Annotated in this window: 17 protein-coding genes; 11 read left to right on the forward strand and 6 right to left on the reverse strand. The window is 36.5% G+C overall.

What is annotated here, in order from left to right:
• Positions 1 to 235: 235 nt before the first annotated feature.
• Positions 236 to 1,291, forward strand: a complete 1,056-nt coding sequence (locus tag KIP84_RS07855) for a 3-deoxy-7-phosphoheptulonate synthase (protein WP_213689664.1) — start codon at positions 236 to 238, stop codon at positions 1,289 to 1,291.
• A gap of 48 nt (positions 1,292 to 1,339) precedes the next feature.
• On the opposite strand, the gene KIP84_RS07860 is transcribed toward KIP84_RS07855, so the two are convergent.
• Positions 1,340 to 2,257 (reverse strand): alpha/beta hydrolase, encoded by a 918-nt coding sequence (locus KIP84_RS07860; RefSeq protein WP_002120883.1) that lies wholly within the window; start codon positions 2,255 to 2,257, stop codon positions 1,340 to 1,342.
• A 2-nt stretch (positions 2,258 to 2,259) separates the two neighbouring features.
• Positions 2,260 to 2,820: a PadR family transcriptional regulator gene (locus KIP84_RS07865; RefSeq protein WP_005069032.1), complete on the reverse strand. Its 561-nt coding sequence runs from the start codon at positions 2,818 to 2,820 to the stop codon at positions 2,260 to 2,262.
• 135 nt (positions 2,821 to 2,955) lie between these two features.
• Between KIP84_RS07865 and KIP84_RS07870 the strand changes: the two genes are divergently transcribed.
• The 4 genes from KIP84_RS07870 to KIP84_RS07885 all read left to right on the forward strand — a co-directional run bounded on the left by KIP84_RS07870 (position 2,956) and on the right by KIP84_RS07885 (position 7,328).
• Complete coding sequence (locus tag KIP84_RS07870; protein ID WP_213689665.1) at positions 2,956 to 4,980, forward strand: NADPH-dependent 2,4-dienoyl-CoA reductase; 2,025 nt, start codon at positions 2,956 to 2,958, stop codon at positions 4,978 to 4,980.
• A 71-nt stretch (positions 4,981 to 5,051) separates the two neighbouring features.
• Complete coding sequence (locus KIP84_RS07875) at positions 5,052 to 5,459, forward strand: nuclear transport factor 2 family protein (protein ID WP_213689666.1); 408 nt, start codon at positions 5,052 to 5,054, stop codon at positions 5,457 to 5,459.
• Positions 5,460 to 5,497: 38 nt separating this feature from the next.
• The gene (locus KIP84_RS07880) at positions 5,498 to 6,214 is read left to right on the forward strand and encodes an SGNH/GDSL hydrolase family protein (RefSeq protein WP_213689667.1); all 717 of its coding nucleotides are present in this window, start codon (positions 5,498 to 5,500) and stop codon (positions 6,212 to 6,214) included.
• Positions 6,215 to 6,233: 19 nt separating this feature from the next.
• On the forward strand, positions 6,234 to 7,328 hold the full coding sequence (locus KIP84_RS07885) for an alpha/beta fold hydrolase (protein WP_213689668.1): 1,095 nt from the start codon (positions 6,234 to 6,236) through the stop codon (positions 7,326 to 7,328).
• 63 nt (positions 7,329 to 7,391) lie between these two features.
• On the opposite strand, the gene KIP84_RS07890 is transcribed toward KIP84_RS07885, so the two are convergent.
• Positions 7,392 to 8,237 carry a metal-dependent hydrolase gene (locus KIP84_RS07890; RefSeq protein ID WP_025468387.1) on the reverse strand — a complete coding sequence of 282 codons (846 nt, stop codon included), beginning with the start codon at positions 8,235 to 8,237 and terminating at the stop codon, positions 7,392 to 7,394.
• A 241-nt stretch (positions 8,238 to 8,478) separates the two neighbouring features.
• Positions 8,479 to 8,934, reverse strand: coding sequence for a hypothetical protein (locus KIP84_RS07895; protein WP_002121076.1), 456 nt, complete (start codon positions 8,932 to 8,934; stop codon positions 8,479 to 8,481).
• A gap of 223 nt (positions 8,935 to 9,157) precedes the next feature.
• On the opposite strand from KIP84_RS07895, the gene KIP84_RS07900 reads away from it, so the two are divergent.
• The 3 genes from KIP84_RS07900 (at position 9,158) to eno (ending at position 13,036) form a co-directional block, all read left to right on the forward strand.
• Positions 9,158 to 10,795, forward strand: a complete 1,638-nt coding sequence (locus KIP84_RS07900; RefSeq protein WP_002121060.1) for a CTP synthase — start codon at positions 9,158 to 9,160, stop codon at positions 10,793 to 10,795.
• A gap of 30 nt (positions 10,796 to 10,825) precedes the next feature.
• Entirely contained in the window at positions 10,826 to 11,683 is an 858-nt protein-coding gene (gene kdsA, locus KIP84_RS07905; protein ID WP_213689669.1) for a 3-deoxy-8-phosphooctulonate synthase, read from the forward strand.
• Between the two features lie 63 nt (positions 11,684 to 11,746).
• Positions 11,747 to 13,036 carry a phosphopyruvate hydratase gene (gene eno, locus KIP84_RS07910; RefSeq protein ID WP_213689670.1) on the forward strand — a complete coding sequence of 430 codons (1,290 nt, stop codon included), beginning with the start codon at positions 11,747 to 11,749 and terminating at the stop codon, positions 13,034 to 13,036.
• Between the two features lie 82 nt (positions 13,037 to 13,118).
• Here eno and KIP84_RS07915 read toward each other — a convergent pair whose 3' ends face one another.
• Both KIP84_RS07915 and KIP84_RS07920 read right to left on the reverse strand, forming a co-directional pair.
• Positions 13,119 to 13,796, reverse strand: a complete 678-nt coding sequence (locus KIP84_RS07915) for a YetF domain-containing protein (protein ID WP_068557086.1) — start codon at positions 13,794 to 13,796, stop codon at positions 13,119 to 13,121.
• 349 nt (positions 13,797 to 14,145) lie between these two features.
• A complete protein-coding gene (locus tag KIP84_RS07920; RefSeq protein ID WP_213689671.1) occupies positions 14,146 to 14,826 on the reverse strand; it encodes a hypothetical protein in 681 nt (226 codons plus the stop codon).
• Positions 14,827 to 15,199: 373 nt separating this feature from the next.
• Here KIP84_RS07920 and KIP84_RS07925 point away from each other — a divergent pair, with 373 nt between their 5' ends.
• The 3 genes from KIP84_RS07925 to ispD all read left to right on the forward strand — a co-directional run bounded on the left by KIP84_RS07925 (position 15,200) and on the right by ispD (position 18,780).
• The gene (locus KIP84_RS07925; protein ID WP_346011717.1) at positions 15,200 to 17,395 is read left to right on the forward strand and encodes a TonB-dependent siderophore receptor; all 2,196 of its coding nucleotides are present in this window, start codon (positions 15,200 to 15,202) and stop codon (positions 17,393 to 17,395) included.
• 313 nt (positions 17,396 to 17,708) lie between these two features.
• Positions 17,709 to 18,098 (forward strand): cell division protein FtsB, encoded by a 390-nt coding sequence (gene ftsB / locus KIP84_RS07930; RefSeq protein ID WP_213689672.1) that lies wholly within the window; start codon positions 17,709 to 17,711, stop codon positions 18,096 to 18,098.
• Positions 18,064 to 18,780, forward strand: a complete 717-nt coding sequence (gene ispD, locus KIP84_RS07935) for a 2-C-methyl-D-erythritol 4-phosphate cytidylyltransferase (protein WP_213689673.1) — start codon at positions 18,064 to 18,066, stop codon at positions 18,778 to 18,780. Before ftsB ends, ispD begins: the two co-directional genes overlap by 35 nt.
• Positions 18,781 to 19,059 lie beyond the last annotated feature (279 nt).

The following is a 19,059-nucleotide window of genomic DNA, read 5'->3' on the forward strand; positions in this document are numbered from 1 at the left end:
GTATTCGGGCATGAGAAAGTTGCCCATCACAGTTAATACCTGATCGGCAACCCCGATCAGGTTTTTTTATGCTTTATCTTTTTAGAATCGAGGAACTTAAAATGAACAACATGACTTATTCGTACTTTAGCAACTTTTATTGGTTTTACTTTTGCTTACCTTTACCAACGAATAGATCCAAAACGCTCAAATAAATGATCGGACTGAGTAGATTGCAGTCCCAAGGAAAAAACCAATGAATGCCCTAAATACTTTACTGACTCAAACCAATACAAAAGAAACACCAGTTAGTTTACCTATCCAGTTAAAAGCGAAATACCCGCTTGCACACTCTTTCGCACGTCAAATTGCCGAACACCGCCAAATTATTCAAAATATTCTTAACGGCAACGATCATCGTCTAATGGTAATTACAGGGCCTTGTTCAATTCATGATCCAGTTGCAGTACTTGAATACGCTGAAAAACTGCAAAAATTACAAGAAAAAATTAAAGATCAGATTTTTATCGTGATGCGTACATACATTGAAAAACCACGTACCACAGTGGGTTGGAAAGGGTTCATGTATGATCCAAATTTAGATGGTTCATCAAATTTACAACTTGGTTTAGAAAAGTCTCGTGAACTCTACCTACAGATTATTGAAAAGGGTTTGCCAATTGCGAGTGAAATTTTAAGTCCAATGGCAACTGGCTATTTTGATGATTTATTGGCTTGGGGTGCAATTGGTGCTCGCACAAGCGAATCTCAGATTCACCGTGAAATCTCAAGTCATATGCCATACAGTATTGGTTTCAAGAATGGTACTGATGGTTCTATTCAGATTGCACTAGATGCGATTCAATCCGCGCAAAATGAACATCAATTTTTAGGAATGAATCAACAAGGCTTGCCTTCAGTGATCCAGAGTGCTGGAAATCCATTACCTCACTTGATCTTGCGTGGTGCGAATCATGGGCCAAATTACGATTTAGCTTCAATTCAGGCGATACGCGAAAAATATAAACAAAATCTACCTGCACTGGTGATTGATTGTAGTCATGGTAACAGTGGGAAAGATCCGTTGCGTCAGCCAGAAGTTTTACAGCAAATCGTTGCTGAACGTTTAAAAACGCAAGTTCGAGGTGTCATGATTGAAAGTCATTTGGTTGATGGTAACCAAAAGATTTCTTGTGATATGACTTATGGCCAGTCAGTAACTGATGGTTGTTTAGGGTGGGAAAAAACAGAGCAGCTTTTGTTAAGTGTCTCGGAGCAATTAAAAGCGAAAGAATTAGCTCATTCCGCTTAATCATTTTTAGATTTTAAAAAGGGATCTATAAATAGATCCCTTTATTTTTTAAGAAGCATGCTTGAGTTCGGATAAGAATGTAGTAATTTCATGCCCAAACTTTTTGGGTTCGGTTAATAAGGGGGTGTGGCCTGAGCGTTCAAAATATATTGCTTTTGCATGCTCAACGCTATGTGCAATCAGTGTCTGACCAGTTTCTGGATAAAGTGTCGAATTACGACCAATAAAAAAAGTGGTAGGACATGCTAACTGCTGAATTGCTTCTCGATAATCTTCATTGTGATAAAGATAATTTTCAACATACCAAAACAAGTAATCTAAACGTTGAATAGGTAATAAATATTTTTGTAAAAAAGGCTGTTTTAAAGCTGTTTTAAAAACTAGTGGACTAAATGGATTGCTACTTTGTAACTCAATAAAATCTACCCATAGACGGACTAGTTCTTGTCGATCTGGAAGTGATAGCTCATAAAGATATTTGGCGTTTTTATGCTTTAGCAATAATTGATAAATATCATTTAATAGTTGTTTGAACTGGGTGTGAAGAGGGCCGAATAAACCATATTCCCAAGTCGAATCTACTGATATTTTCGGTGTCTGATCAATATGTAAATAGGCTTTTAACTGCTGTGCCAGTTGCGCATGTTTCATACCATGCATGGCAGTCGTCGCACCCATTGAATAGCCCATCAAGATAAAGTTATCGAGTTTTAATTGATCTATTAAATGAGCAACATCTTGCCAATGGCTAGAAATGGCATCTTGCTCGGGAATTGCACAATTCTTTGAACCACCGAAACCACGCCAGTCTGGAATAATAAATTCATATTCTTTGCGGTTTGCATAAATAAACGGTAGCCACTGCCAACTTTGCATGCCAAGGCCAGATAAAACCAAAACAGGCTCCCCACGACCAACACGGCGTACAAATAAATTTTCCCGATCGGGCATGGTGTAATACGGCATGGCTATTCTCCAGATGGGTTATCTTGGGCAAAGCGTTTTAATTGAGGGATGACTTGTTCCAACCATTTGATCCATTCACTTTCCATCGTAATTCCAAGTTCTAAGATCATTTTGTGGATGTATAACACACGGTCATTTAGATCATCGCTGTCTTTAAAATCTTTATCATAAATACTTTGATAAAGTTTGAGCTTCTCTTGATGTAAACCAAGATGCCTTAACAGTTCAGGTAATATCTGATTATTGCTCAATTGTGCTTCTGCACGCAATCTAACCATTAAATCATCACGAAGCTGTGCAGGTTCACTTTGTTGCGTCATCCATGAGGCTAGTTCTATACGACCAAGTTGTTCGACCTGATAGGTTTTTTTTCGGCCATTATCCATTTCATTTTCTAAAGTGGAAACCCAGCCTTTTTTAAGCATGTTATTGAGTTCACGATAAATTTGCTGGTGAGTGGCATTCCAGAAAAAGCCCATTGAGCGGTCAAAGCGGCGGGCAAGTTCAAACCCTGTACTTGGACGTTCAAGCAAGCTGGTCAATAAAACATGAGGAAGTGACATGGCAATCCAGTTTGTAAGCAAAAGTAAAGTGTGACTCATGAGATTATGCAACATGTTGCATAAAAGTCAAAATTTGATTATAAATTTATGCAACAAGTTGCATTAGCAAGCTTATTGCTAGCCATAGGAGAAAATATGTCAGCTTATCCACATTTATTAAAGCCACTTGATTTAGGCTTTACTACTTTAAAAAACCGTGTGCTTATGGGGTCGATGCACATTGGATTAGAAGAAGCACCGCAAGGATATGAGCGCATGGCTGCGTTTTATGCTGAGCGTGCAAAAGGTGATGTGGGTTTAATTGTAACTGGCGGTGTTTCTCCAAATGATGATGGTGTTGTATTTAGCCACGGGACCAAACTAGATACAGTTGAAGAAGCTGAAAAACATAAAGTGATTACCCAAGCTGTCCATGAAGCTGGGGGTAAAATTGCTATGCAGATTTTACATACGGGTCGTTATTCTTATCAGGCAAATAACGTTGCGCCTTCAGCAATTCAAGCCCCTATTAACCCGATTAAGCCTAAAGCCTTAAGTTCTGCCGAAGTACAACAAACCATTGATGACTTTGCTAACTGCGCCAAACTTGCTCAGTATGCGGGCTATGATGGCGTAGAAATCATGGGCTCTGAAGGTTATTTAATTAATGAGTTTATTGCAGCTCGAACGAATCATCGTGATGATGAATGGGGCGGTAGTTACGAAAACCGTATCCGCTTTCCAATTGAAATTGTAAAGCGCACACGTGCTTTAGTTGGTGAAAATTTTATCATCATTTATCGCCTATCTATGCTTGATTTAGTTGAAGGCGGTTCAAGTTTTGATGAAGTGATTCAGCTTGCAAAAGAAATTGAAAAAGCAGGCGCAACAATTATCAATACAGGTATTGGCTGGCATGAGGCACGTATTCCTACAATTGCAACCAAAGTTCCTCGTGCTGCATTTACTTGGGTGACTGAAAAACTTAAAGGTGAAGTCTCTATTCCTTTAATTACTTCTAACCGAATTAATACGCCTGAAATGGCTGAACATGTATTGGCATCTGGTCATGCTGATATGGTGTCTATGGCACGACCAATGTTAGCGGATGCTGAATTTGTCTTGAAAGCAAGTCAAGGCCGTAGTGATGAAATTAATACGTGTATTGGGTGCAACCAAGCTTGTTTAGATCATATTTTCTCAATGAAAATTGCAACTTGTTTAGTAAACCCGCGTGCATGTTATGAAACTGAACTGATCTTTAAAGAAGCTCAGGTGAAAAAGAGTATTGCTGTTATTGGCGCAGGTCCGGCAGGTTTAAGTTTTGCAGTATATGCAGCTGATCGCGGACATCAAGTTAAAATTTTTGAAGCAAGTCATCAAATTGGTGGTCAGTTTAATATTGCAAAAACAGTTCCCGGAAAAGAAGAGTTCTACGAAACTTTACGCTACTTTAGTCGTCAAATTGAATTGCGACCAAACATTGAAATTGTGTTAAACCATCAAGCAACTTACGAAGAATTAAGCCAAGCAAATTTTGATGAAATTGTGGTTGCAACAGGTGTAACACCTCGTCAATTACAGTTTGAGGGAATTGATCATCCTAAAGTGTTGAGCTATTTACAGGTTTTAAAAGAGCGTGTGCCAGTAGGCCAACGTGTTGCCATTATTGGAGCGGGTGGTATTGGTTTCGACACAGCTGAATATCTTACTCATGAAGGTGAAACTGGCAGTTTAAATCCAGAAAAGTTCTATGAAGAATGGGGAATCGATACTCAATATGAGCATGTTGGTGGTTTAAAACAGCCAAAAGTTGAGGCATCTGAACGAGAAATTTATTTACTGCAACGTAAAACTGCTGCTGTAGGCGCTGGTTTAGGTAAAACAACAGGCTGGATTCATCGTACAGGACTAAAAAATCGTCAGGTCAAAATGTTTGCAGGTGTGCAATACGACAAGGTAGACGATCAAGGCTTACATATAACTATAGATGGAAAACCAAGTGTACTTGAGGTTGACCATGTGGTGATTTGTGCAGGCCAAGAGTCATTTACTGCAATGTATGATCAATTAAAAACAGATGGAAAGAATGTTCATTTAATTGGTGGCGCTAAAGAGGCGGGTGAACTGGATGCAAAACGTGCAATACGCCAAGGCGCTGAATTAGCAGCGACACTATAAATTTTTATGGGCATTTCTTTTAAACAGAAATGCCCGTTACTTCTTTGGTTAAATTATAGGATATAAAAACAATGACACTCGAAACAACAAAACAGTCTTTAGAAAAATGGCATGAAATGGTTCAGGCTGGTAACTTATCTGATCTAAATGAGTTGCTGGCGGATGAAGTGGTTTTTCGCTCACCAGTTGCTTACAAACCTTATGAAGGAAAGCAGGTTGTTTTCTTCATTCTTACCAATGTGATTCAGGTGTTCGAAGACTTTACCTATCATCGTGAGTTCTATACAGAAGACCGTGAAAATGTAGTGCTTGAGTTCAGTGCCAATGTCAGTGGTAAATCATTAAAAGGTATTGATATGATTCGTTTTAATGAACAAGGCAAAATTATTGATTTTGAAGTAATGATTCGTCCAATGAGTGGCTTAGCTGCATTGGCTGAACAAATGGGTATAAGAATTGCTAAGTTTCAACCTCAATAATTTTAGTAAATAGCCTAAGTAAGATAGAGATCAATAAAATGTGGTTAAAGCTTTCAACTCTAGCATTGCTTCCTGTACTGTTTGTACAGGGAACAAAGGTTCGTAAGAATACACCACGCTTGCTAGAAGCCAGTGGTGAGAGACAAGGCATCGTTGGCAAGGGAAGACCTCTATCATTGCTTATTTTAGGAGACTCTGCCGCAGCAGGTGTTGGGGTAGAAAACCAAAAAGATGCTTTATCTGGTGCAATTATTTCTGAGTTGCAAGATCAATATTCGATACGCTGGAAACTGCATGCAAAAACAGGTGATACAACTAAGCAGGTTTTTCAAGCAGTACAGCATTTAGAGCAACAAAAGTACGATGTGGTGGTTACGTCGATTGGTGTTAATGATGTAATAAAATTAACCTCAGCAAGTTCATGGATAAAACAACAAAAACAATTATTTCAATATATACAGGCACGTTTTCAGCCTAAGCTCATTATTGTTTCTGGTGTTCCGCCAATGCAGCATTTCCCAGCGTTACCAAATCCATTGGCTTGGTTGTTTGGAAAATATGCGGAACAAATGAATCAGGTACTAGATAAATGGTTAGCATCACAAAACCAATTTAAGTTCATTCAATATGATATTGAGCATTTTCAAGCGATGAATCTGCCTATGGCAAGTGATGGCTTTCATCCGAGTAAGGAAATTTATGCAATTTGGGGACAACAGGTTGCAGCATTAGTGCGGCAATCATTTAACTCATAATCAGAGGTAGTGATTGGAAATGGGCATATCTACTTTAAATAAAATTAAAGCTTTCGGTTCAGAATTGTTCGATTCGGTATTAGGTGCCGAACAGCCAAAAATCTATTATGACCCAAATGGGAAAATAAAAGATATTCTGGAGAAATTGCCCCAGCTCAAGCAAAAATATCGGCCCACACCGTGGTTAAGCAACAATCACGTGCATCTTTTATATTTTGATATTATTAGAAAAAAAACCATTAAGCTTGAATACGATCGTATTGATCAGCTCACCATGAAAGATGGTGGCATAACTGCGATCGCGTGGTATGGCTATGATCTTCCTCCAGATACTCCAACAGTTGTCATTATGCATACCATTACAGGAACACCTGAAAGTATGCGTGAACTTGTGAAAGACATACATCATTATACGGGATGGAGAATAGCACTATGCTTACGCCGTGGGCATGCTGGCTTACCTATGCCTGTACCACAGATTTCTCTTTTTGGATCAACAAGCGATCTTAAAGAGCAACTTGAACATATTCAAAATTTGTTTCCTAAATCGGATTTATACGCTGTAGGTTCCTCTGCTGGAACAGGACTACTGGTTCGCTATTTAGGAGAGCAAGGTACTGACACGCCATTTAAAGCTGCCTTTGCAATGTGTCCAGGCTACAACACTGAGATTGGCTTTAAAAATGTTCATCCGTTTTATAGCAAAATGATGACCAAAAAGTTATTCAAGTATTTTATTCATCCTTATCAAAATACATGGAACCAACTTTCTTCTATTGAAAAAGTTCTGGCGACCACAAGTCTGGAAGAGTTTGAGAAAGAATATTTTGAAATGGCTGGCTTTGAGGATTATCAAAGCTATTGCCAAGCCATTAATCCAATTTATGTATTTGAGAATGTCAAAATACCATTAATGATTCTTAATGCTGAGGATGATCCAGTCTGTTCTATTAAAAATTTGGAACCTTACAAAGAAACGATTCAGCAAATGAGTAATATGGCGGTAATCACCACAAAAAAAGGAAGTCATTGTGGCTTCTATGAAGGTTGGAAAAGTACATCATGGGCTGCCAAATTAATATCAAATTATTTTTTGGTCGAACATAAGCAATAACGGTAACTTTGCAATAAGTTAAATAAAGCCCATTCAATAGATGGGCTTTATAATTTTATTAGATCAAGATAAAAGCAATTTGGGATCTTTTAGTCCAATTTTGATTTTTGTGCTAGCCACGAGGTCTTTTTCATCTGTTTGGTTGGGATGAAAATCAAAGCGATAATAATCAAAAAATTGGGGGATCAATGTTCTATATTGTTTATTTGCAAAACTAAAGAACTTACGCCAAGATTTGAAATTTAAAAGTTGATGATCCCGTTTCATAAGAACAAATTGATAAATTGTTGAAAAACCGGTAATCAAAAATAGACTTAAAGTAAAGACTGTAATGCGAGGAAGGTAAGCACTTAAGCCGCTTCCATATAAATGTTGATAGAGATCAAAGGCCACAGCTTTATGTTCAGTTTCTTCAATACTATGCCATAGCCATAAATTGCGAATAGTTGAGTCCGTCATCAATTCATTAACGGATTGCATCATACTAACCACAAGTACTGCTGTGTAATGTTCTAGACCTACTGTTACAAGCAAATTCCATTTTTTACTAAAAACTTTTTCAATCGTTTTTAAAACGATGCCAGTTACTTTTTCTAAAGATTGAGGATCTAAACCATATTGCTGTGCACTTACATGAAAAGCATGATGTTCTTTAGAGTGCATAGCTTCTTGGCCAATAAAAGCACTAATTTCACGATCTAAAATTTCATTCGACTTTGCTTTAGCACGTAAAGCTCGAACAGAGCGAACGAAATATGATTCACCTTCAGGGAATAATGTAGATAAACCCGTAAAATAATGTGTGAAAGTTGGTTCGTTATTACACCAGTAGCGAGGTACATTTTCAAAATTATAGTCCATACGACGGACTGGAAATGAGGCGGGGACACGATTTGATACAGTATTCATTCTAAGCTCCAATCTTCTTTTAATTAAAGTTCCAAAAAGGAACTTGTTAAAAAACTACATCGCTCTAAATTTATCGTCAATACTTTTTTAGGCAGAAAAAGTAGATTGTCCTTAATTGATAACTAGGAAAACTTTAAAGATAAATAGAAAGAAAAGTAAAACTTATTATTGAATTGATAATTTGAATAATATTTAAAAAGCCCAAACTGATGGTTCAATTTGGGCATATTCGCATACGAACTTAGTTCTTAAGCGCTGGAGTAGCAGCCGCAATTGCAGCAGCAACAGCATCATCTTCACTTTGAGCTGGTTCAGCTGGCTTAGATGGTTTTGGCTCTGCTTTTGGTTCAGGCTTAGGTTCAGGTTTTGGCTTTGGTTCTGCTTTAGGTTGCTCAGAAACATTTGTTTGTGAATTTTGCTCAGCTTGTGCAGGGCGAGTTTCACGGCGAATTTCAGTTGTCGTATTTGCTGTTTCTTCGTGATGCACCTCAACTTGCGTTGGTTCCTGAGTTTGAGCTTCTTCAGTTTGAACACTTTCTAAAGACTCAAATTTTGCAGGTTCAGCAGGTGTAGGTTCTGAAACAGCAGTTTCAACCTTTTCTTGCTCTTCTTCTTTAGGTGTTTCTTTTTTGACACATGCGGTTAACAATAGTCCAGCAGCAATTGCAGCACAGATTAAAAGTTTTTTATTTGCCATTGTCCTAAACAACATTTAATTGAGGAGCTGGCATTATAACAGCAAAAGAGAATGAAAAAATCATGTGAGATTGACCTAAATTTTTATTAAAAATGCTGATAGAATAGCCAGTTGTTTAATGATCTTTGAATTGATGCGGTTTGACTTTGCTTTATAGGGGCAGAGTACAGTAAAATTGCCAAACATTGTAGGCCGATTTCGGCTTGATTGTACGAGAAACTTAATGACCCATTTTATTTTTGTCACTGGTGGTGTAGTTTCATCGCTAGGTAAAGGTATTTCTGCTGCTTCAGTTGCTGCACTTTTGGAAGCCCGTGGCTTAAAAGTCACAATGGTTAAAATGGATCCCTACATTAATGTCGATCCAGGGACAATGAGCCCTTTCCAACATGGTGAAGTTTTTGTCACAGAGGATGGTGCCGAAACTGATCTAGACTTGGGTTATTACGAACGTTTCTTACGTCGTGCGAAAATGACCAAACTTAATAACTTTACCAGTGGTCGTGTATATCAGGACGTTTTAAATAAAGAACGTCGTGGTGACTACCTTGGTGGTACAGTTCAAGTTATTCCTCATATTACTGACAACATTAAAGAACGTGTACTTCGCGCAGGTGAAGGCTACGATGTTGCTATTGTAGAAATTGGCGGTACGGTAGGTGATATTGAATCACTTCCATTTATGGAGTCAGTTCGTCAGTTAATGGTTGAGCTTGGTCATAAAAGAACCATGCTTATGCATTTAACTTTGTTGCCATATATCAAATCTGCAGCAGAGCTTAAGACAAAACCAACTCAACACTCTGTTAAAGAGTTGCTTTCGATTGGTATTCAGCCAGATATTCTTATCTGCCGTACTGAATATGATGTGGATGTTGATACTAAACGCAAAATTGCATTGTTCACTAACGTAGAAGCGCGTGCTGTAGTGGTATGTAAAGATGCGAAAACAATTTATCAAATTCCACGTACATTCTATGAACAAAACGTTGATGACTTGATCTGTGAGCGTTTTGGATTTAATGATCTTCCAGAAGCAAACCTAGAAGATTGGGACAATGTAGTCGAAGCATTACTAAATCCTGAATACACTTTACGTGTAGCTATGGTTGGTAAATATGTTGAATTACCAGATGCTTATAAGTCTGTGAATGAAGCATTATTACACGCAGGTATTAAAAATCGTGTAAAAGTACAAATCGATTATGTCAACGCTGAAGAACTTGAAAGCCAAGACGTATCTATTTTAAGTACAGCTGACGCAATTTTAGTTCCAGGTGGTTTTGGCGAACGTGGTACTGAAGGCAAAATGAAAGCTATTCAATACGCACGTGAAAACAAAATCCCATTCTTGGGTATTTGTTTAGGCATGCAATTGGCTGTTATTGAATACGCTCGCCATGTTGCAGGTATGCCAGAAGCTTCTTCTACAGAATTTAACCGCTCTACAAAATATCCACTTATTGGTTTAATTACTGAATGGTTAGATGAGCGCGGTGAATTACAACAACGTAGCCTTGAGTCTGACTTAGGTGGAACTATGCGTTTAGGTGCTCAAAAATCTGAATTGGTTGAAGGCACAAAAACACGTGAAGTCTACGGTAAAGCTGAAATCACTGAGCGTCATCGTCACCGTTATGAAATGAATAACCGTTTCATCGAGTCGATTGAACAAGCTGGTATGAAGATTTCAGGTTACTCTTCAGCACAACATTTAGTTGAAACTGTAGAAATTCCTGAACATCCTTGGTTTATTGCTGTACAATTCCACCCGGAATTTACAAGTTCACCACGTGATGGACATCCATTATTTGCTAGTTTTATTGACGCTGCAAAAACACAGCATCAAAAAAGTAAATAATGCGATTTTAAATAAACTGGGAAAGTTTAAATGTCACAATTAAAACCACAAGAAGTTGTACGTTTAGGCGATATACAAATGGCAAATCATTTGCCATTTGTATTATTTGGCGGAATGAACGTACTTGAATCAAAAGATTTAGCTTTTGAAATTGCAGAAACGTATGTTGATATTTGCAAACGCTTAGATATTCCTTATGTATTTAAAGCGAGTTTTGATAAAGCAAATCGTTCTAGTCTGCATTCATTCCGTGGTCCTGGACTTGAAAAAGGTATCGAATGGTTAGGTGATATTAAAAAACATTTTAATGTTCCTATCATTACTGATGTGCATGAGCCATATCAGGCTGCACCGGTCGCAGAAGTAGCCGATATTATTCAATTACCCGCTTTCTTAAGTCGTCAGACTGATCTTGTCGAGGCGATGGCAAAAACACAGGCTATTATTAATATTAAGAAAGCCCAGTTTTTAGCACCTCATGAAATGCGTCATATCCTGCATAAATGTTTAGAAGCAGGAAACGACAAACTTATTCTTTGTGAACGTGGTTCAGCATTTGGTTATAACAATCTTGTTGTAGATATGCTTGGCTTTGACACAATGAAAGAAATGAATGTGCCAGTTTTCTTTGACGTGACACATGCGTTACAAACCCCTGGTGGTCGTGCTGACTCAGCAGGTGGTCGTCGTGCTCAAATTACAACTTTAGCACGCGCTGGAATGGCAACTGGTTTGGCTGGATTGTTCTTGGAAGCTCATCCAGACCCAGAACATGCAAAATGCGATGGACCTTGTGCATTACGTATGTCCCAACTTGAACCATTCTTGGCACAAATAAAAGAATTGGATACTTTAGTTAAAGGATTCAAAAAGTTAGACACCCATTGAGTTGTTTTATAACCCTTACGCTGCTTTAACCGCAGCTCATATTCATTCAAAGAGGAATTGTTCATGAGCCAAATCGTTGACATTCGTGCACGTGAAATTTTGGACTCTCGTGGTAACCCAACCATCGAAGCAGACGTAATTTTAGAATCTGGGGTTGTTGGTCGTGCATGTGCACCATCTGGTGCTTCAACTGGTTCTCGTGAAGCTTTAGAACTACGTGACGGTGATAAATCGCGTTACTTAGGTAAAGGCGTTCGTACAGCAGTTAACAACGTTAATACGTTGATTCGTGATGCTTTGTTGGGTAAATCAGTTTTTGAGCAAAAAGACATTGATAATACAATGATCGCGCTTGACGGTACTGAAAACAAAGAGAAATTAGGTGCTAACGCAACTTTAGCTGTGTCATTGGCTGCTGCGCGCGCTGCTGCTGAAGAAAAGAAACTTCCTCTTTTCCAATACATCGCAGATCTTCGTGGTCAAACAATTTTGACAATGCCTGTACCGATGATGAACATCTTAAATGGTGGTGAGCATGCGGACAACACTGTTGATATTCAAGAGTTCATGATTGAGCCTGTAGGTTTCACTTCATTTGCTGAAGCTTTACGTGCTGGTGCTGAAGTATTCCATTCTTTAAAATCAGTTTTAAAGAAACAAGGTTTGAATACTGCTGTGGGTGATGAAGGTGGTTTTGCTCCTAACTTACGTTCTAACGAAGAAGCAATTCAAATCATTTTACAAGCAATTGAATTGACTGGTTACACAGCTGGTTCAGACATGATGCTTGCGTTAGACTGCGCATCTTCAGAATTCTACAAAAACGGTCAATACGTTTTAGAAGGCGAAGGCAACCGTGCATTTACAAGCCATCAGTTTGCAGATTATTTAGCTGGTCTTGTAAATCAATATCCAATTATCTCAATCGAAGATGGTCTTGATGAGTCTGATTGGGAAGGCTGGAGCTACTTGACTTCAATCCTTGGTGATAAAATCCAATTGGTTGGTGATGACTTGTTCGTAACTAATCCTAAGATTTTACAACGTGGTATTGATGAAAAAGTTGGTAACTCAATCTTAATCAAATACAACCAGATCGGTACTTTGACTGAAACTTTAGATGCAATCTATCTTGCTAAAGCAAATGGTTATTCGACTGTTATTTCTCACCGTTCTGGTGAAACAGAAGATTCTACTATTGCTGACTTAGCAGTAGGTACAGCTGCTGGTCAAATCAAGACTGGTTCACTTTGCCGTTCTGACCGTGTTTCTAAGTACAACCAATTACTTCGTATTGAAGAATTGACTAAAGCTGCTTACCGCGGTAAAGCTGAGTTTAAAGGTTTAAACTAATCTTTAAATAAAAGTTAAAATTAATTTTTTAACATTTTAAGGTGCTATTTCCTGTTTTTAATAGGAAATAGCACCTTTTCTATTATCCTAATCGGCGTGTTTTTAAAGACTCAGCCCAACTGTGATGTTGACATCGGCTACATTCTTGGTCGATTTTATTTAAAATTTTAGTTTCACCACATTTCATACATGAATAAAAAGTATTAAGTTTAAGTACATTGGCTCTGCGGTAAGCGTCAGGGAATAATGGTAGGCCCCATTTTACGTCCTCATCTTCAAAATAAAGCAGACTAAGAATACCATCAGACTCTAATAAAGCTGTTCTCACTTGTCCAAGATGCTCAACATGTTGTTGCCGCATTTCTGAGAAAAACTCATCATGAGAATATGATTGTTTTTGGAAATCTTTGTAGACTACAAGACCATCCTTAACAATACAAAGCGCTTTTCCTTCAAGTAAATCTTCAATTTTTTTATGCTTTACCATGCTCCATGTAGCAAATCGATAAAGAAAAAGAATAACGATAAACACAACAAAGGCATGTGCAATAGGTATATCCTCAGTAAACATCGGATCGCCAGCTGCTGACCCTAAACATAAAATGATTGCGAGTTCAAAAAGGGAGAGTTGACGTACACCTCGTTTACCAGATAATCTTAAAAAACTAATAATGATGATAAACATCACGGTACATCGAACTAAAACTTCTAAAACAAAGTTCCAGGTTGTATCACCTATAAATATATTAATAAAATCCATTTTTCACCTTTCTCCTTATTAAAATATTGAGAGAAATCCTTATAAAATTCTTAACAAATTAGAAAATAAAAAAATATACTTTTTAGGTAGTTATTGGTTAAAAGAGTGAAGCATATGTGACTTTTTATAAATTTTATTCGTAACTAATTCTGTGTGAATAAACTTAAGATAGTTAGTCTAATTATGTGCTGTACTATTCAAAAATAGATCTATTAAGAGGTGATGCTATTTCTAAAAGGGAAGGCAGTATTAAAAGATATATCAACAAAGACATTCTTATTAGGTAGATTAGATTTAATAATGATGCAAGCTATAAAAATAACTGATATTAAGATTTAAAAAAAATAGTTTAATGACAATCAGGAGTATAAGGAATCTCATCTAGACGTTTTTGAAAAACTTGAGGATCCATAACATTTTTATACATTTGTTGATATGTTTTTTTGTGATCTTCAATGTTGTGATAATCAATAACTTCTTGGAGTTTATCTTTATATTCTATATGACCAGCATGGAACATTGCTGCATAATGTCCCCATAAAGCATATTGATATCGCAAAGCAGCTTTAGGAATTAAATTTATCTCATTTAAATAACTATTCGCGGTTTTTTCATAACATGCTTTTATTTCATGAGCATCTTTCTTCATTTTACTTAGGAAAATACATTGCATCTCTTGTAATTTTGAATTTTCTGATTTAGCTAGTATTTTTTCGGTAACACTATATGCTTCATTAAGACAACCTAAATGTACGAGTATTTTACGTTTAGTTTTTAAAATGTTTAAGTTGTTATCGTTAGGTGGCATCTTTTTTAATAAACGTTTTAATTTCAAATGAGCTGTCATTTGGTCTTGTTTAGTATTTAATTTATAAATAATATCATTAAATTCATATGTATAGGTATTAATAGGTCTATTTATTTTTTGGGAGTCCTCCACATTAATTATTTTTGATGGACTATCATCAGTATGATTATTACAAGCACTCAAACCTAAGCTTACTAAAGAAAATGCTAAAACTTTATGCACTACAAGTTGTACCTTTATTCTCTATGATGAGATTTTAGAAGAATAATAAAATATAAAAGAAAATACTGTTTAGTTTGTTATTTTTGAGTTAATCGTAAGACAATTGCATAACATTTTATTAATTAATTGGAGCACGATAAATTTAACTGGTCTGATGATCCGAGTGTGGGGTTGGATGGGAAAGAAATACATCAATAATTAAAATTACTGATAACAAATTCTAAACAAATGGTAGTAATTATTAATACATTGTTGATAACAATTATCATTAGTGTTAACTTTTGTGCCGACTTTTTCTGCTTTGTAATAAGGAACAAAGTAGTAAAAGGGTAAGGAATCTCGCACAGCACATTAATTATTATGGAATTTTCTTATGTACATTTCGCCCTTTAGAAAAGCATTTAGAGCTCATCCTTTAGCATTTGCTATGGCTTTAGTTGTTCCTTCAGTTGGTTATGCAGATGAGAAAAATGGAACAGCCACCTTGGAAACGATAAGAGTACAAGCAGAACAAGAAAATTCCACTGTTACCGAAGGTTCGGGCAGTTACGCAGCAAAAAGCGCAAATACTTCTACAAAATTAAATTTATCTCTTCGTGAAACACCACAATCGGTGAAGGTTTTAACCCGTGAATATTTAGATGATCGTAAAATCGATTCTTTTCAAGATTTAATGAACAATATTACGGGTGTTTCGACTTCACGTACTGATGAGCGTCAGAAAGTTTATGCACGTGGTTTTGAGGTAGATTATTACTTAATAGATGGAATACCGAGCACGATTAATTTAGGTACAGGGGATCTTGATTTAGATATTTATGATCGCGTCGAGGTGGTGAAAGGTGCTAATGGCCTAACCACAGGTGCTGGAAATCCAGCGATGGCGCTGAATATGATTCGTAAACATGCAAACTCAAAAGAACTTAGTGGTAATGTTAGTACATCATTAGGCTCATGGAACTCTTGGAGTAGTTCGGCAGATATTTCTACACCGCTTAATGCTGATGGTTCATTGCGTGGACGTATGTTTGTGAAGCATTCTGATGAAAATTCATTTATGGATTTTTATGAGAAAGAACGGAATGTATTTTATGGTGCCCTTGATTATGATCTGAGCGATAAAACAAGTATGTCGCTTGGAGCTACTTATCAAGAATTGCATCGTGACGGTATCCGCTGGGGTGGTACACCTGCTTTTTATACTGATGGGACCCGTACCAATTTTTCTAGAAGCTTAACAATAAGTGCACCTTGGACTTACTGGGATGTGAATACAACGGCAGTTTTTGCGAACTTAAAACAGAATTTATTTAATGATGTCAATTTAAATGTTGCTTATACCTTCCGCAAAGAAGATACGGACTCTATGTTGTTATATACAGCTGGAAAAGTAGATAAGGCAACCAACACCAGCCCATTAGAAAATCCAAATGATAATTCGGAGAATAAAACTGATTATGTTTCTGTATATGGCGCAAAAGCTGCCAGCGAAGAAAACAATATTGATGTTTTTATTAATGCCCCATTTAAGCTTTTTAATCGTCCACAAGAAATCATTATTGGCGGATCTTGGAATAAGAATGAAAAGACTAAAGATATTTTTGGTGGATCTAACAAAAACCAAGACATTGAAAAATATTTAGGTGGTCCGCTTAACTATAATGATATAGCTCAAGAGTTGCTTCAGCCTGTTATTTTAAACGGCAAAAATGCGCTGAATGAAACCACACAAACTGCGGCATATATTGCTGGAAAATTTCAAATTCTTGATCCTTTAAAAATTATTGCTGGTGCACGTTTATCTAACTGGGAATATAAAGCTGAGAATGATAAAGGTAACCGTGAATTTAACAATGAATTAGCACCTTATATTGGCGCTATTTATGATTTTGCCCAAGATCATTCTGTGTATGCGAGTTATACGGAAATTTTCAAACCTCAAGACCGTAAAGATGTAAATGATCAATATATTGATCCGATTACAGGTAAGAGTTATGAGGCTGGCTTAAAGAGTGAGTGGTTTGGGGGGCGTTTAAATACAGCATTGTCAGTATTTCGAATAGAACAATCTAATTTTGCTGAATCGATACCTGGAGTATTTATTGTCCGTAATGGTACACAAACTACAGAGCAAGCTTACCGTGCTGTAGATGGTGTTGAAAGTAAAGGCTTTGAGTTTGAAGCTGATGGGGAAATTAACGATAACTGGGCTGTTAATTTTGGTATTGCTAATTTTGAAGCAAAAGATGCAAAGGGTACGAAGGTTAATACGACAAACTCTCGAACAACTTCAAATTTATTTGTTAAGTACAAACTTAATCAGTGGAGTGCAGGACTTGGCTTAAATTATAAGAGTAAATACTATACGGGTAGTGGAAGCTCTCGTATTGAGCAAGATGCTTATGTTTTAGCAAGTGCGATGCTTGGCTATCAAGTAGATAAAAATATTAAACTTCAATTTAATATCGATAATATTTTTGATGAAAAATATTATGAAGGTATTGGTGAAAACTCAATGAATTGGGGAACACCACGAAATGCAACGCTGAGTGTTCGTTATAGCTTCTAATTAATGGCTCATTTAAATCTCTATTGATAAGTCCTCTTCGGAGGACTTTTTCCTATTTATTAAACATAATTTCTTGATACGCAGAATAGCTTTTATATATAGAGTGATTTATAAGCAGTTGTACTTATAAATATTATTTCCCTTTCAAATTCCATTCATTTTTGACAAAATGAAACATGTCACAATGGTCAATTAAAGTAATATGCCCATTAATAATTTTGCTTAAATTTTTGCAGGAATTTCGCATGCTACTTCTTAATTACTATACAATACAATCTCTTAACGAAAGTTTTTAATTAAAAATCTTAATGATATGTTAGAAGTATTTCGATCCACTTCAAGCAAACTGATATTACTACTGGTTATTGTTTTGGTAGCCATACTGCAATATCAATTTTGGTTAGGTGAGGGTGGCTATCTCCCTCATCAAACTCTCATGCAACAAATTCAGCAACAAGCTGAAGTAAATGAAGAGCTTAAAGAACGAAACCGTATTTTGGCAGCAGAGGTTTTTGACCTGAAAAATGGTACAGAAGCAATAGAAGAACATGCTCGCCTTGATCTAGGTTTAGTTAAACCACATGAGACATTTGTTCAAATGAGTACCATCAGTACCCATTACAAGCCTATTTATATTGACCCGAACGCTAAAGTTGATTTGGAAACGAATGAGACACCTGCATCCCCAGATATCCCAGACTAAATTATGGGCAGTTATTCCAGCTGCAGGTTCAGGAAGTCGATTTTCTAAAACTGAATTGAAACAGTATCAATATATTCAGAATACGACTGTTTTAGAACATACTGTTCGGCGCATAAGTCAACTTCCATTAAATGGTTATGTTCTGGCAATTGGTACCCAAGATACCTTTGCTCAGACGCTCGCATTTCAAAATATAGATAAGGCGCATTTTTGTATAGGTGGGGCTGAACGAGTCCATTCGGTATTAAATGCTTTAAATCATCTTTTAACTTTTGCTAATGAAAATGATTGGGTTCTTGTACATGATGCAGCACGACCTTGTGTAACATTTGATTGTTTAAATACCCTTGTTGAACAAGCAATTGAATCAAATCATAGTGCTATTTTAGCGATTCCTGTTCGTGACACTTTAAAACAGGTTGAGGCAAATAATCATATTAATAAAACGGTAAGTCGGGATTTATTATGGCAGGCTCAAACGCCTCAAATTGCTAAAATTGGGAAGCTCAAAAAAGCAATTGAATACGCTTTAGAAAATAATATTGCTATTACCGATGAGGCAAGTGCACTTGAATATATCGGGGAAACTGTGCAGGTTGTAATGGGGCGTTCTGATAATATTAAAATTACTTATCCTGATGATTTAGAGCTTGCACGTTTAATTTTACAATCACAGTCTTAAGATAGATATACATAATAATATTTTGTAGTTTTATTTGAGAAATAGCCTAAGTAAATATTTCATTTCTACATATCTATTTATAAGAATTAATGTTTTTTTACATCCCAAGTCTATAAGATTAGTTGAGTAATTTACTTAGATAATGTTCGATCATCGAACAAAATATATTTATACCGAACAAAACTGTATGTAGCTTACTAGATCAAAATACGAAAATTATCAAAAATGTTTAAAAGGGAAATCTAAGGGAAACACTCGGGATTGAGTGAAATATTTATC

Origin of the sequence: Acinetobacter sp. BHS4 (assembly GCF_018454425.1) — a bacterium.
Taxonomy (GTDB): domain Bacteria; phylum Pseudomonadota; class Gammaproteobacteria; order Pseudomonadales; family Moraxellaceae; genus Acinetobacter; species Acinetobacter pittii.